Here is a 12,743-nt window from a genome sequence, read left to right on the forward strand (position 1 = left end):
TACATATGTATGTGTAAACAGCTCTTTTTTATGGAGGTAAAGAAGATGAAGGTAATAAGTGTAGGAACAGTTCATCAAATCGCATTTTTACCGCGTCTATTTCCAATTAACTGTTACTTCGTTGAAGAAGAGACAGGATTAACTTTAATTGATGCGGCTTTACCGTTTTGTGCAAAGAAGATTTTACAATCAGCTCGGAAAATAGGAAAACCGATTACGAATATCGTTATTACACATGCGCATGATGACCATGTAGGAGCGCTTGATGTTATAAAACAAGTGCTGCCGGATGTTCCGGTCTATATTTCAAAAAGAGATGCATGTTTACTTGAAGGAGATAAGGTACTGCAAGAGGGAGAACGAAATACACCAATAAAAGTGGGAGTGTCAAAACAGATAAATACGATTCCAGATATTCTTCTTCAAGAGGGAGATAAAGTTGGTTCTCTTGTAGCGATTGGAGCTCCAGGTCATACACCGGGATCAATGGCGTTTTTAGACACAAGAAATGATGCACTCATTGTTGGAGATGCATTTCAAACGAGAGGAGGATTAGCGGTAGCAGGACAGTTGAAGTGGCTTTTCCCGTTTCCTATGTTTGGTACGTGGGATGCAGAAGTTTCATTAGCAAGCGCGCAGAAATTGCTGGAGTATAAGCCGTCTTTATTGGCGACAGGACATGGGAAAATGATTGAAAATCCGTTAATACAAATGCAACGGGCGATTGAAGAAGCGGAAAGGAATTTAAGTAGAAAGAGCCTCTAATCGTTTAGAGGCTCTTTTTAGTTAAATGATTATTTAGCAGACTTTTTAATGAATACGATTTGAAAAAAACAGAATACTAAAGAAGAATGAAAGAAGAAAGGTAGGAGTATTCCATGCAAAATTTAACAGAGCTTGAAGTAGAAAACTTACGTCATTTAATTGGTGGACACGCAACAATTATTAACAAGTTGGAGCAGTATGCACAGACGTGTACAGATCCACAACTGAAACAAATGCTACAAAAAGATGCGCAAGATGCAAGAAATACGAAACAGCAATTAATGACTTTCCTAGGATAGGAGGAAGAGAAAGATGAATGAAAAAGATATGGTAAATGATTATTTAGCAGGATTAAATGCAAGTTTAACAAGTTATGCAAATTATATTGCTCAGTCTGATAATGAACAGTTACATCAAACGTTAATCCAAATTCGTAATCAAGATGAAATGCGTCAACGTAATATGTATGAGTACGCAAAGCAAAAGAGTTATTATAAACCAGCAGCACCTGCGAATCCGATGATTGTGCAGCAATTGAAAAGTCAGTTAAGTGCAGAATAATAGGATGAAAAAACGAGCGAAAATGAATTCGCTCGTTTTATTTTTTGTATGTCAATAAATACATAATAAATATTTTTCCAGTTGTAACAAATATGACGAAAATGGAATATAACAATTCACAAAAAGGACAAAAACTTTGTTCAATATTTCACAAAGTATCCATGGTTTCTATCGTGGGAACCTCTATAATTAAGAATGTAAAGAACAAAAGAAATAGATTATATGATCAATTAGGAGAGATTGCTATGAAAAGACATACAAGAAAAATTGCAATTATCGGTACTGGATTAGTTGGATCAAGTTGTGCGTATTCCATTGTAAATCAAGGGATTTGCGAAGAGCTATTATTAATTGATATAAATCATGAACGTGCAGTTGGGGAAGCAATGGATTTATCACATTGCATTAACTTTACAAATACAAGAACAAAAGTATATGCAGGAAGCTATGAAGACTGCAAAGATATGGACATTGTCATTATTACAGCAGGACCAGCACCAAAACCAGGGCAAAGTCGCTTAGATACTTTAGGAGCGAGTGCGAAGATTATGGAAAGTGTTGTTGGTGGCGTAATGGAAAGTGGATTTGATGGTATTTTCTTACTTGCATCGAACCCAGTTGATATTATTACATATGAAGTTTGGAAATTATCTGGATTACCTAGAAATCGCGTAATCGGTACTGGTACATCACTAGATTCTTCTCGCTTAAGAACAATTTTATCTGAAATGCTACATGTAGACCCTCGTAGTATTCATGGGTATTCATTAGGAGAACATGGTGATTCTCAAATGGTTGCTTGGTCTCACGTAACTGTTGGTGGAAAGCCAATTCTGCAAATTTTAGAAGAACAAAAAGAACGATTTGGTGAAATAGATTTAGATGAAATCGTTGAGAAGACTGCAAAAGCCGGATGGGAAATTTATAAACGTAAAGGAACTACTTATTACGGAATCGGAAATTCTCTAGCATATATTGCAAGCTCAATCTTTAATGATGATCACCGTGTCATTGCTGTATCAGCCATTTTAGATGGTGAGTATGGTGAATATGATATTTGTACAGGAGTACCAGCTATTATTACTAGAGACGGTATAAGAGAAGTTGTAGAACTCAATTTAACAGAGGATGAAGAATCTCGATTCGCAAAATCAAACGATATTTTACGTGATTATATGAAAACAATTGGTTACTAACTTATAGAAGAAGGTGAAACAAATGAAGGAATATATAATGTCTCGTGTATTTAAAGCATCTGCTGGAATCGCACAAGGTATTTTCGTATCCCTCGGAATTGGTTTACTGATCGAAAATATAGGAAGAATTGTTGATATACCATTACTTATTACAATCGGAGTTGTTGCAAAATCACTTATGGCACCAGCAATTGGTGCCGGAATTGCTTTTATGCTCGGTGCAAATGGCCTTGTAATTTTCTCGGCTATGGTGGCTGGAGCAATTGGTGCCGGATCCATTTCAATTACTGAAGCAGGTCTAATTATTAAAACAGGTGAGCCAATCGGTGCTTTATTAACAGCAACTTTAGCTGTATATATTGGTAAACGTTTAAGCGGAAAAACTGCGTTAGATATGATGCTCGTTCCATTTGCGGCAATATTAGGTTCTGGTTTAGTAGGTATTTGGTTATCTCATAATATTACTCCTGTTTTAAATACAGTTGGAGCATTTATTAAAGATAGCTCAGCTGGTAGCCCGTTTATCGCTTCTATCGTCATTGCAGTAGTTTGGGGATTATTACTTATCTCTCCAGCTTCATCAGCTGCGTTAGCGATCGCACTTAGCTTAGACGGTGTTGCAGGTGGTGCTGCTCTTGCAGGCTGCGTTGCTCAGTTTATCGGATTCTCTGTTATCTCAGCGAAAGAAAACAATTTAGGTGGCATATTAGCTCAAGCACTTTGTACTCCGAAAGTACAGTTACCAAATATCACTAAAAATCCAATGATTCTCGTCCCAACTGTCGTCGCCAGTGCTATAGTTGGTCCAGTATCCGCATTAATTTTCCAACTGGAAGCAGGAAAGGAAATTGCAGGTCTTGGATTAAGTTCTCTTATCGCACCAATTAATTTAATTTCTAGCGAAGGATGGGAAGTTGTCCCAGCGATGGTAATCACTTATATCATCATTCCAGTAGCTGTTTCTTATATACTTTACATTGCTCTTAAAAAAGCAGGTCGTATTCACTCTGGTGATATGACTGTACCGCAATCTTAAATTGAAAATCTCCTTAATAATAGATAAAAGCAGACTGAGCCACAGTCTGCTTTTTTATGTTACATTTTATGATTTTGTTTTACTGGAACTTTTATTGGTTCTTTTGCTAATAAGAGCTGAACTCCGAAGTATAGTATGCTTGCAAGTGTCATTCCAGAAACGGCATCTAAAAAGGCATGCTGCTTCGTAAATAGCGTTGATAAAATAATAAGTGTACCGAAGAAAGTAAGGATGTAATATTCAAAAGCATGTTGTTCTCTACGCTTAAAGGCAGCTAACATAATTACAAATGTAGTAAGAACGTGAATGCTAGGGAAACAGTTTACCGGTTGATCGATACTATAAATATAGCGAACTAGTTCAGAAAATACATCTGTTCCAACGACAGTCGGACGCGGTACAGTTGTTTGCCAAAAATAATAAATAGAAAAACAAGCAAGCTTTCCAAAAATAACACTACTTAAAGTGACATAATATTGCTTTCGGTCAGCGAAGCAGTAATAAATAAGTGCGCCGTATAAGTATGGAAACCAAAGTAAATAAGGAATAATAAATGCTTTTACAAATGGAATCCAATCATCTACTACAGTTGTAACGTCTACTGCGTGAACAGTCGATTTATTTAATACGTCGTAAAGGGGACTTACGAGTACGAGTAGAAGTATATAACTTAACGGAAGAAAAGATGAAAGTTTAAATTTCTTCATGTTAATCTCCTATGTTTAGTAATGTAAGTAAATTCAATTGATTATAATATAGAAACGTGAATTGGGCTATCGATTTTACTTACATTTTCTTGAATTAACCTTACGTTTTTGTCACTTGACTAAAAAGAAGGGGGAGGGTGCTAAATGAAGCGTTTATCGTATTTCTTATTTTTTATATTGATATGCCTAGTCGGTGCTGGGTGTGCAAAGGATAAAGAAGGAGAGAAATTAGAATATAACGGAAGAGCACTCGTAATTGGAGTTGTTGGAGAAAAGCCGAAAGATACGTTTAGGAATGTAAAGTTTGAGGAAATGAAGTTAGAGGCACTGGAAAAGAAATCTAAGGAAGTGGATGGTTTTCTAATAATGAAAGATCACTTTCAAGAAGCCTCAACAGAGCAGTATAAAAATGTATTTTCATCGCTAAAGAAACCAGTATTTTTTATCGGTTTACAAGATAAATTATATTCAATTTTTATTACAAAAGGGATAGAGTATAACAGTGCACGAAAAGATGTAAATGCGATGTATACGCAAGGTTTTGCGAATATCGGAAGTGGTGAAGGGCAACAATGGGCAATTGGTTTATCAAATGGTGGAAACACAGAAGAAAGTATTCATAATATGTATATCGTAGTATTTCAAACAATTGCAGATTATTTGAATAGATGATGAAGGAGCCTGCAAAAGAGGCTTCTTATTTTTTTAAATAAACGTTTGTTTAAGCTGTATGTTCGGTAGGAAGAAACCGATGTAACTTAAGGGTTAAGAAAGAAAAATGGAGAATTAATCAAACGCTTGTTTAAGCTGTATGTTCGGTAGAAAGAAACTCATGTAGTTCAAAGGTTAACGAAGAAAAATGGAGAATTAATCAAACGCTTGTTTAAGATATATGTTTGGTGCAGAATCTAAAAAATTTATATATTTATTTTTTTCTTAACAAATGGCGGAAAAATAAGAAAAATTCGCAGGATTATTAAAAATTATCACGAAATAAGTAAAAGTTTAGCGAATAATGGTTTGAAATAATAAAACGTTTTCTATATGATAAAGGTAAAGGTTAGTAAAAAAGTAGGTGAATTTATGACAGTAACATTTTATTCATATCCAAAGTGTGGCACATGTCAAAAGGCAAAGAAATGGTTTGAGGCAAACGATGTAGCATATGAGATGATTCATATTGTTGAAAATCCACCATCAAAAGAAGATTTACGTAATTTACATGAAAAAAGTGAATTACCATTAAAAAAATTCTTTAATACAAGTGGAATGCGTTACCGTGAACTTGGTCTGAAAGATAAGTTGAAAGATGCAAGCGAAGACGAAATGTATGAGCTTTTAGCATCTGATGGCATGTTGATTAAACGTCCAATTGTAACAGATGGAACGAATGTAACACTTGGTTTTAACGAAGAGCAGTTTGAAAGTGTGTGGAAAAAGTACCAATAAGGTATTTTTACATAATTAATACATTCACTGGAGGTACAGTCATGAGCATTCCAAATAATTTACGTTACTCTGAAGAACACGAATGGGTAAAAACTGAAGGTAATGAAGTTGTTATCGGTATCACTCACTTTGCACAAGGTGAGCTAGGCGATATCGTATTCGTTGAACTTCCTGAAGTAGGTGCAACAATCGAAGCTGACGAGCCATTCGGAAGCGTAGAATCTGTTAAAACAGTTTCTGAGTTATACGCACCTGTAAGCGGTAAAGTTGTAGCAGTAAACGAAGAATTAAGTGACCAACCAGAACTTGTTAACGAATCTCCATACGAGGGTGCATGGATGGTTAAAGTTGAACTTTCTGATGCAAGCCAAGTTGAGAAGTTATTAACTGCAGAAAAATATGCAGAAATGACAAACCAAGACTAATTATAGTCGACTAAAGGACAGCCTTTGTGCTGTCCTTTTTTATTTTATGTAAAATAATGAATGTAGAATCATATACTAATTATCGTGTAGGAGAACGTTTTTTGAAAAAAATTTTCGTTTAATCTTTATGCAGGTTTAGCCGTTTTTGTTTTTCGTTGTCTAGCTCCAGCGACTAGATTGTTCGGTGGCTTCGCTTCTTCCTACAAGGCAAAAAGCGCCTCTACGTCAGAAGCTCCATCCCCCTCACAATCTAAACGAGCCGCTTCCGCTTTTCATTGTCCATCTCCAGCGRCTAGATTGTTCGGTGGCTTCGCTTCTTCCTACAAGGCAAAAAGCGCCTYTACGTCAGAAGCTCCATCCCCCCTCACAATCTGAACGAGCCGCTTGCGCTTTTCATTGTCCATCTCCAGCGGCTAGCCCTTTATGTCTAAGAACCTTCCGCACGAGAAGACAAAAAGCGTCTTCTGTACGGAAGAACCTTAGCCAACAGGGCTAAACAGTCGGTTTCGCTTTTCTTTTGCAAAAATAAACAGGAAACAACATGAAAATAACGAATATACTATATACTAAGTTCAAGGTTATATAGTATATGGTGATCGGGTGATGACATATGATTTATGTAGAAAAAGTCATTATTGTAGAAGGTACATCAGATAGAAGAAAGATTGAATCTATTATTCGTGAACCGGTGGAAATTGTTTGTACAAATGGTACAATTGGTTTATCGAAAATGGATGAGCTCGTTGATCAGTTTTTTGATAAGGAAGTGTATGTGCTAGTAGATGCTGATGATGCTGGAGAAAAGTTAAGGAAACAATTTCGAAAAGAATTTCCGCAAGCCGAGCATATCTATATTGATCGCTCGTACCGAGAAGTGGCAACTGCGCCATCTACACACTTAGCAAATGTATTATGGGGAGCCGACATTGACGTTTATACAGAATATTTACGGTAAGGAATGATAGAAGTGATTGATTGGACAGGAGCCGAAGCTACATCCCTAATAGAGAACGAAGAAAAAACAGTGTTATATGTATATACTCCAATGTGTGGAACATGCCAATTAGCAAAAAAGATGTTAACAGTCGTTGAGATGACAATTGAAGAGTTGAAAATTGGGATGTTAGATTTAAATTATGCTCCACATTTAGCAAAAGAGTATGGGATTGAAAGTGTACCTTGTTTACTTGTTTTTGAAAATGGGACACTGATGAAGAAGATATACGCATTTCATTCGGTTGAATATTTATATACGGAATTAAAGTAGGCGGCAAAATTTTTGCCGCCTCGACATATTTCTTGGGAAATATGTCGAGATGCAGGATGGATACAGTATTTGTCGAGCGAAAATAACAGGATTGCTCTTTAGTGAGAGGGAATGGTATGTAATAGAAAGTGATATGAAGGATGTGATTTAGGGTGAGATTATATTCTTTGCTTCAATCATTTGTAAATTACGCTAATGGTCAATATCATTTAGAGCCGCTTTTAAGACGAGAGGAAAAAACTGTTAATTTCCGTTTGGGAGATGAAAGTTGTTCGTTACAAATTTCAAGAGATTATATAGAGCTGGTACATGAGGAAAGAGGAACGGAACAAATCATTTGCTTAGACGAAAAGGATATAGAACAATTGGTTAATGGAAATGTACGATTGCAAATGTTAATGAACGATGGACGTGTACAATATTCGGGAACGTATCGAACGATGCTATTAGTCGAATCGATGTTTCATATATGTAAACCGATGCCAGTAGGTGCTTAAAATTCTGAAGGTTCATTTTTTGCGAAAATTTCTGTTGACATGGTGTTTGGATATTGATACAATTCAATTCATAAAATATAGACAATTTCATAAATTACAAATCAGACGAAAATTGAATCTGATTTCTCTTATCAAGAGAGGTGGAGGGACTGTGCCCTGTGAAGCCCGGCAACCGTCAACTTATGTTGAAATGGTGCCAATTCCTGCAAAGCAAATGCTTTGAGAGATGAGAGAGAGGGATAATGTTGTTATATACGCACATAAACCTTTCTGCTTCTCTAAAGCAGAAAGGTTTTTTTATTGTTTGAATGTGGAGGACATTCAAACAATAAAAGTAGTGATAACGGTGGACTACACGCATTAAACATAAAAAATTGCGGAGTCGACCTAAACAAAAAAAGGGGTGATACATCATGATTCTATTAGAGAATGTAAAGAAAATATATAAAGCAAAAAGCGGTGATGTCACTGCTGTAGATAACGCCAATTTAAAAATAGAAAAAGGCGAAATATTTGGTGTTATCGGATATAGCGGCGCTGGGAAAAGTTCTTTAATCAGATTGTTTAATCAGTTAGAAAAACCGACTTCTGGCCAAATTACAATTGCGAATCGTGTTATATCAACAATTACAGGAAGTGAACTTCGTAAGGCAAGGCAAGAAATCGGAATGATTTTTCAACACTTCAACTTACTTTGGTCACGAACTGTACGTGAAAATATTGAGTTTCCACTTGAAATTGCAGGTGTTGATAAAACGAAGAGAAGAAAACGTGTTGATGAATTAATTCATCTTGTCGGATTAGAAGGAAGAGGAGACGCGTACCCATCTCAGCTGAGCGGGGGACAAAAACAACGCGTTGGGATTGCAAGAGCATTAGCTAACAACCCACAAGTACTTTTATGTGATGAAGCAACGTCGGCTCTTGATCCAGAAACGACAGATCAAATTTTGGATTTACTATTAGACATCAATAAGCGCCTTGGTTTAACAATTGTACTCATTACACATGAGATGCACGTAATTCGAAAGATTTGTAATCGAGTGGCGGTAATGGAGAGAGGAAAGATTGTAGAAACGGGTCCAGTACTTGATGTATTCCGTAATCCGAAGCAAGATATTACGAAACGATTTGTACAGCAGTTAACAGATTCTGAAGATACAAATGAAACGATTGAAAGTTTAATTGAAAAATATCCAGATGGAAAAGTAATTCGTTTGCAGTTTATTGGTGAGGCTGTAGAAAGACCAGTGCTTCAACGATTGATGCAACGCAGTGATATAGAAGTTAGCATTTTGCAAGGAAATATCGCACAAACGAATAACGGTTCTTACGGTAGTTTAGTTGTTCATTTAAATGGTGAGGAAACAGCGATCCAGCAAGCAATAGAAGGAATTCATCAAGATCAAGTAGAGCTGGAGGTGATTGCACATGGATAAGTTACTCGCAAATGTTGATTGGAATCAAATGTTAGAAGCAACGGGTGAAACGTTATATATGACGGCAATCGCAGCTCTTGCGACATTTGTTTTAGGACTAATTTTAGGATTGTTACTCTTCATGACAGCAAAAGATAATTTATGGGAAAACAAATCAATTAATACGGTGATTGGAGCATTCGTAAATATATTCCGTTCTATACCGTTCATCATTTTAATTATTTTATTAATCCCATTCACAAAGATTCTTCTTGGAACAATTCTTGGAGCAAGTGCAGCGCTGCCGGCTTTAATTATTGGAGCGGCACCATTCTACGCGAGAATGGTTGAAATCGCACTTCGCGAAATTGATAAAGGTGTAATTGAAGCTTCAAAAGCAATGGGAGCAAAAACAAGCACAATTATTTTGAAAGTGTTAATTCCAGAATCGTTACCAGCATTAGTATCTGGTATTACGGTTACGACAATTGCTTTAGTAGGATATACAGCAATGGCGGGAGTTGTTGGTGCTGGTGGCCTTGGAACACTTGCTTACTTAGAAGGATTCCAAAGAGGAAATAACGATGTAACAATCGTTGCGACAATTTGTGTATTACTAGTTGTATTTTTAATTCAGTGGATTGGTGATAGTTTAACGACTCGAATAGATAAACGATAATAAAAAACGGGAGGATGTTTCAAATGAAAAAATTATTACTTACGGCACTTATTTCAACTTCAATTTTTGGCTTAGCTGCTTGTGGCGGGAAAGATAAAGATGAAAAGAAGCTTGTTGTTGGTGCTTCTAACGTACCGCACGCTGAAATTTTAGAAAAGGCAAAACCGTTACTTGAGAAAAAAGGAATTGAATTAGAAGTGAAAAAATTCCAAGATTACGTGTTGCCAAATAAATCGTTAGCGGATAAGGATTTAGATGCAAACTACTTCCAGCACATTCCGTATTTAGAAAAAGAAATTAAAGATAAAAAGTATGACTTTGAAGTAGCAGGGAAAATTCATTTAGAGCCAATTGGTGTATATTCTCAAAAATATAAGAGCTTAAAAGAACTTCCGGACGGAGCGACAATTATTATGAGTAATTCTGTTGCTGACCATGGACGTGGTTTAGCAATTTTACAAAAAGAAGGTATTTTAAAAGTTAAAGATGGGGTAGATCCAGTTAAAGCAACTCCAAAAGATATTGCAGATAATCCGAAAAATCTAAAATTCAAAACGGATATCGAGCCTGGTTTATTGCCACAAGTGTATAACAATAAAGAAGGCGACGCTGTTTTAATTAACTCTAACTATGCAATTGATGCAAAGTTAAATCCGGAAAAAGATGCAATTGCAATTGAAGGAAATGATTCACCGTACGCAAACATAGTAGCTGTTCGTAAAGGCGATAAAGATAAGAAAGAGATTAAAGCTCTTGTAGAAGTATTACATTCTAAAGAAATTGAAGACTTCATTAATAAAGAATATAAAGGGGCAGTTGTTCCTGTAAAAGAATAATTGCTGAAAAGGGCTGGTGTATGCCAGCCTTTTTTATAACTACATAACTATAGGGGAGAAGGGGACATCATATGAGAAAGATTCTATTGTCAGTTGTTACAGCGCTGTCTGTATTTACATTAGCTGCTTGCGGAGGGAAAGAAGAGAATAAGCTTGTTGTTGGAGCTTCTAACGTGCCGCACGCTGTTATTTTGGAGAAAGCACAGCCAATCTTAGAGAAAAAAGGCATTAAGTTAGAGATTAAAAAGTTCCAGGATTATGTACTGCCAAATAAAGCGTTAGCGGATAAGGAAATTGATGCGAACTACTTCCAACACATTCCTTACTTAGATAAAGAAATTCAAGAAAAGGGATATAAAATTGTAAACGCAGGAAAAATCCATTTAGAGCCAATGGGGATTTATTCTAAGAAATATAAAAGTTTAAAAGAATTGCCAGATGGCGGAACAGTTATTATGAGTAATAACGTAGCGGAGCGTGGCCGTATGCTCGCATTGTTACAAAAAGGCGGCGTTATTAAATTAAAAGACGGTGTAGATGTTGTTAAAGCGACAGTAAAAGATGTTGTAGAAAATCCGAAAAACTTAAAGTTTAAAACAGATGTAGAGCCTGGATTGTCACCAAAGCTGTATGAAAATAATGAGGGAGATGCTTTATTTATTAATTCGAACTATGCAATTGATGCAAAATTAAATCCAACGAAGGATGCAATTGCGATTGAAGGATCAGACTCTCCGTATGCAAACATCATTGCAGTTCGTAAAGGTGACGAGAAGAAAAAAGAAATTAAAGAATTAGTAGAAGTATTGCATTCAAAAGAAATTCAAGACTTTATTAATAAAGAATATAAAGGTGCTGTACTTCCGATAAGTGAATAATTATAAGGAAAGGACTGGGAATTTACCGGTCCTTTTTTCTTTATATAAATAAGAAGAAAGGTGTATCATATAAAGGTGAAAAGGAAATACTTATATACATTTGTGAAAAAACGGTTACTTTTTTTCGTCGTTTGCGATATCATTTTATTTGATATAAAATTAGAATGAGAATAAAATGAGAATATGAACGTTTTAGGAATTTTTAAAATGTATATATAGGATTAATGGAGGTATTGAGATGGCTGGTTCTACATTAACGGTTAAAGACTTACACGTATCAATTGACGGCAAAGAAATTTTAAAGGGTGTAAACCTTGAAGTAAAAGGTGGAGAAATCCACGCAATTATGGGACCTAACGGAACAGGTAAATCAACTTTATCTTCTGCAATTATGGGTCACCCAAAGTATGAAGTAACAGAAGGTAGCATCATCATCGACGGTGAAGATGTATTAGAAATGGAAGTAGACGAGCGCGCACAAGCGGGTCTATTCCTAGCAATGCAATATCCAAGTGAAATTAGCGGAGTAACAAACGCTGACTTCTTACGTTCTGCAATTAACGCACGTCGTGAAGAAGGCGATGAAATTTCTCTTATGAAATTTATACGTACATTAGATAAAAACATGGAATTCCTAGAAATGGATCCAGAAATGGCACAACGTTACTTAAACGAAGGTTTCTCTGGTGGAGAGAAAAAACGTAACGAAATTCTTCAATTAATGATGATTGAGCCAAAAATCGCAATCTTAGACGAAATCGACTCAGGTCTTGATATCGATGCATTAAAAGTTGTATCTAAAGGTATTAACCAAATGCGCGGCGAAGAGTTCGGTTGCCTAATGATTACGCATTACCAACGTTTATTAAACTACATCACTCCAGACTTCGTTCACGTTATGATGAACGGTCGTATTGTTAAATCTGGTGGCCCTGAGCTTGCACAACGTCTAGAAGCTGAAGGTTACGACTGGATTAAAAAAGAATTAGGTATTGAAGACGAAACAGCAGAGCAAGAAGCGTAAGAGAG

At 36.1% G+C, this 12,743-nt stretch carries 17 protein-coding genes and 1 riboswitch; of the genes, 16 read left to right on the top strand and 1 reads right to left on the bottom strand.

Annotation, left to right across the window (positions count from 1 at the left end; genetic code table 11):
• The first annotated feature begins 45 nt into the window (after positions 1-45).
• From ASE54_RS16885 to ASE54_RS16905, 5 genes are all read left to right on the top strand, one after another.
• On the top strand, positions 46-765 hold the full coding sequence (locus ASE54_RS16885) for an MBL fold metallo-hydrolase (protein WP_000864824.1): 720 nt from the start codon (positions 46-48) through the stop codon (positions 763-765).
• A 113-nt stretch (positions 766-878) separates the two neighbouring features.
• Complete coding sequence (locus ASE54_RS16890) at positions 879-1,064, top strand: hypothetical protein (protein WP_001180555.1); 186 nt, start codon at positions 879-881, stop codon at positions 1,062-1,064.
• A 13-nt stretch (positions 1,065-1,077) separates the two neighbouring features.
• Positions 1,078-1,326, top strand: a complete 249-nt coding sequence (locus tag ASE54_RS16895) for a spore coat protein (protein WP_001002987.1) — start codon at positions 1,078-1,080, stop codon at positions 1,324-1,326.
• A gap of 92 nt (positions 1,327-1,418) precedes the next feature.
• Complete coding sequence (locus tag ASE54_RS16900; protein ID WP_057187486.1) at positions 1,419-2,522, top strand: L-lactate dehydrogenase; 1,104 nt, start codon at positions 1,419-1,421, stop codon at positions 2,520-2,522.
• A 22-nt stretch (positions 2,523-2,544) separates the two neighbouring features.
• Positions 2,545-3,558: a PTS sugar transporter subunit IIC gene (locus ASE54_RS16905; protein WP_000666176.1), complete on the top strand. Its 1,014-nt coding sequence runs from the start codon at positions 2,545-2,547 to the stop codon at positions 3,556-3,558.
• A 59-nt stretch (positions 3,559-3,617) separates the two neighbouring features.
• Here the strand turns inward: ASE54_RS16905 and ASE54_RS16910 are convergent, their stop codons facing one another.
• Positions 3,618-4,265, bottom strand: a complete 648-nt coding sequence (locus ASE54_RS16910) for a phosphatase PAP2 family protein (protein WP_000713769.1) — start codon at positions 4,263-4,265, stop codon at positions 3,618-3,620.
• Positions 4,266-4,409: 144 nt separating this feature from the next.
• Here ASE54_RS16910 and ASE54_RS16915 point away from each other — a divergent pair, with 144 nt between their 5' ends.
• From ASE54_RS16915 to sufC, 11 genes are all read left to right on the top strand, one after another.
• Positions 4,410-4,937: a hypothetical protein gene (locus tag ASE54_RS16915; RefSeq protein WP_000826875.1), complete on the top strand. Its 528-nt coding sequence runs from the start codon at positions 4,410-4,412 to the stop codon at positions 4,935-4,937.
• A 411-nt stretch (positions 4,938-5,348) separates the two neighbouring features.
• Entirely contained in the window at positions 5,349-5,714 is a 366-nt protein-coding gene (locus ASE54_RS16920) for a Spx/MgsR family RNA polymerase-binding regulatory protein (RefSeq protein ID WP_000218968.1), read from the top strand.
• Between the two features lie 41 nt (positions 5,715-5,755).
• Positions 5,756-6,139, top strand: coding sequence for a glycine cleavage system protein GcvH (gene gcvH, locus ASE54_RS16925; RefSeq protein ID WP_000026896.1), 384 nt, complete (start codon positions 5,756-5,758; stop codon positions 6,137-6,139).
• A 610-nt stretch (positions 6,140-6,749) separates the two neighbouring features.
• On the top strand, positions 6,750-7,094 hold the full coding sequence (locus ASE54_RS16930; protein WP_000640870.1) for a toprim domain-containing protein: 345 nt from the start codon (positions 6,750-6,752) through the stop codon (positions 7,092-7,094).
• Between the two features lie 3 nt (positions 7,095-7,097).
• Positions 7,098-7,406 carry a thioredoxin family protein gene (locus tag ASE54_RS16935; RefSeq protein ID WP_003280640.1) on the top strand — a complete coding sequence of 103 codons (309 nt, stop codon included), beginning with the start codon at positions 7,098-7,100 and terminating at the stop codon, positions 7,404-7,406.
• A 152-nt stretch (positions 7,407-7,558) separates the two neighbouring features.
• Positions 7,559-7,903 carry a hypothetical protein gene (locus ASE54_RS16940; protein WP_001242142.1) on the top strand — a complete coding sequence of 115 codons (345 nt, stop codon included), beginning with the start codon at positions 7,559-7,561 and terminating at the stop codon, positions 7,901-7,903.
• A gap of 125 nt (positions 7,904-8,028) precedes the next feature.
• Positions 8,029-8,136, top strand: a riboswitch (SAM riboswitch).
• A gap of 180 nt (positions 8,137-8,316) precedes the next feature.
• On the top strand, positions 8,317-9,342 hold the full coding sequence (locus ASE54_RS16950; protein WP_000601782.1) for a methionine ABC transporter ATP-binding protein: 1,026 nt from the start codon (positions 8,317-8,319) through the stop codon (positions 9,340-9,342).
• A complete protein-coding gene (locus ASE54_RS16955; protein WP_000359401.1) occupies positions 9,335-10,000 on the top strand; it encodes a methionine ABC transporter permease in 666 nt (221 codons plus the stop codon). Before ASE54_RS16950 ends, ASE54_RS16955 begins: the two co-directional genes overlap by 8 nt.
• 23 nt (positions 10,001-10,023) lie before the next feature.
• Positions 10,024-10,836, top strand: a complete 813-nt coding sequence (metQ, locus tag ASE54_RS16960) for a methionine ABC transporter substrate-binding lipoprotein MetQ (protein WP_000735090.1) — start codon at positions 10,024-10,026, stop codon at positions 10,834-10,836.
• Between the two features lie 71 nt (positions 10,837-10,907).
• Positions 10,908-11,714, top strand: a complete 807-nt coding sequence (metQ, locus tag ASE54_RS16965) for a methionine ABC transporter substrate-binding lipoprotein MetQ (protein WP_001226751.1) — start codon at positions 10,908-10,910, stop codon at positions 11,712-11,714.
• A gap of 238 nt (positions 11,715-11,952) precedes the next feature.
• On the top strand, positions 11,953-12,738 hold the full coding sequence (gene sufC / locus ASE54_RS16970; RefSeq protein WP_000929162.1) for a Fe-S cluster assembly ATPase SufC: 786 nt from the start codon (positions 11,953-11,955) through the stop codon (positions 12,736-12,738).
• Positions 12,739-12,743: the final 5 nt, after the last annotated feature.

It is taken from the genome of Bacillus sp. Root131 (assembly GCF_001429475.1).
GTDB lineage: Bacteria > Bacillota > Bacilli > Bacillales > Bacillaceae_G > Bacillus_A > Bacillus_A thuringiensis_S.

Bases quoted from the DNA above. Each gene is read 5' to 3' on its own strand.
- ASE54_RS16885 (WP_000864824.1), top strand. From the start codon at position 46: ATGAAGGTAATAAGTGTAGGAACAGTTCATCAAATCGCATTTTTACCG.
- ASE54_RS16890 (WP_001180555.1), top strand. From the start codon at position 879: ATGCAAAATTTAACAGAGCTTGAAGTAGAAAACTTACGTCATTTAATT.
- ASE54_RS16895 (WP_001002987.1), top strand. From the start codon at position 1,078: ATGAATGAAAAAGATATGGTAAATGATTATTTAGCAGGATTAAATGCA.
- ASE54_RS16900 (WP_057187486.1), top strand. From the start codon at position 1,419: ATGACGAAAATGGAATATAACAATTCACAAAAAGGACAAAAACTTTGT.
- ASE54_RS16905 (WP_000666176.1), top strand. From the start codon at position 2,545: ATGAAGGAATATATAATGTCTCGTGTATTTAAAGCATCTGCTGGAATC.
- ASE54_RS16910 (WP_000713769.1), bottom strand. From the start codon at position 4,265: ATGAAGAAATTTAAACTTTCATCTTTTCTTCCGTTAAGTTATATACTT.
- ASE54_RS16915 (WP_000826875.1), top strand. From the start codon at position 4,410: ATGAAGCGTTTATCGTATTTCTTATTTTTTATATTGATATGCCTAGTC.
- ASE54_RS16920 (WP_000218968.1), top strand. From the start codon at position 5,349: ATGACAGTAACATTTTATTCATATCCAAAGTGTGGCACATGTCAAAAG.
- gcvH (WP_000026896.1), top strand. From the start codon at position 5,756: ATGAGCATTCCAAATAATTTACGTTACTCTGAAGAACACGAATGGGTA.
- ASE54_RS16930 (WP_000640870.1), top strand. From the start codon at position 6,750: ATGATTTATGTAGAAAAAGTCATTATTGTAGAAGGTACATCAGATAGA.
- ASE54_RS16935 (WP_003280640.1), top strand. From the start codon at position 7,098: ATGATAGAAGTGATTGATTGGACAGGAGCCGAAGCTACATCCCTAATA.
- ASE54_RS16950 (WP_000601782.1), top strand. From the start codon at position 8,317: ATGATTCTATTAGAGAATGTAAAGAAAATATATAAAGCAAAAAGCGGT.
- ASE54_RS16955 (WP_000359401.1), top strand. From the start codon at position 9,335: ATGGATAAGTTACTCGCAAATGTTGATTGGAATCAAATGTTAGAAGCA.
- metQ (WP_000735090.1), top strand. From the start codon at position 10,024: ATGAAAAAATTATTACTTACGGCACTTATTTCAACTTCAATTTTTGGC.
- metQ (WP_001226751.1), top strand. From the start codon at position 10,908: ATGAGAAAGATTCTATTGTCAGTTGTTACAGCGCTGTCTGTATTTACA.
- sufC (WP_000929162.1), top strand. From the start codon at position 11,953: ATGGCTGGTTCTACATTAACGGTTAAAGACTTACACGTATCAATTGAC.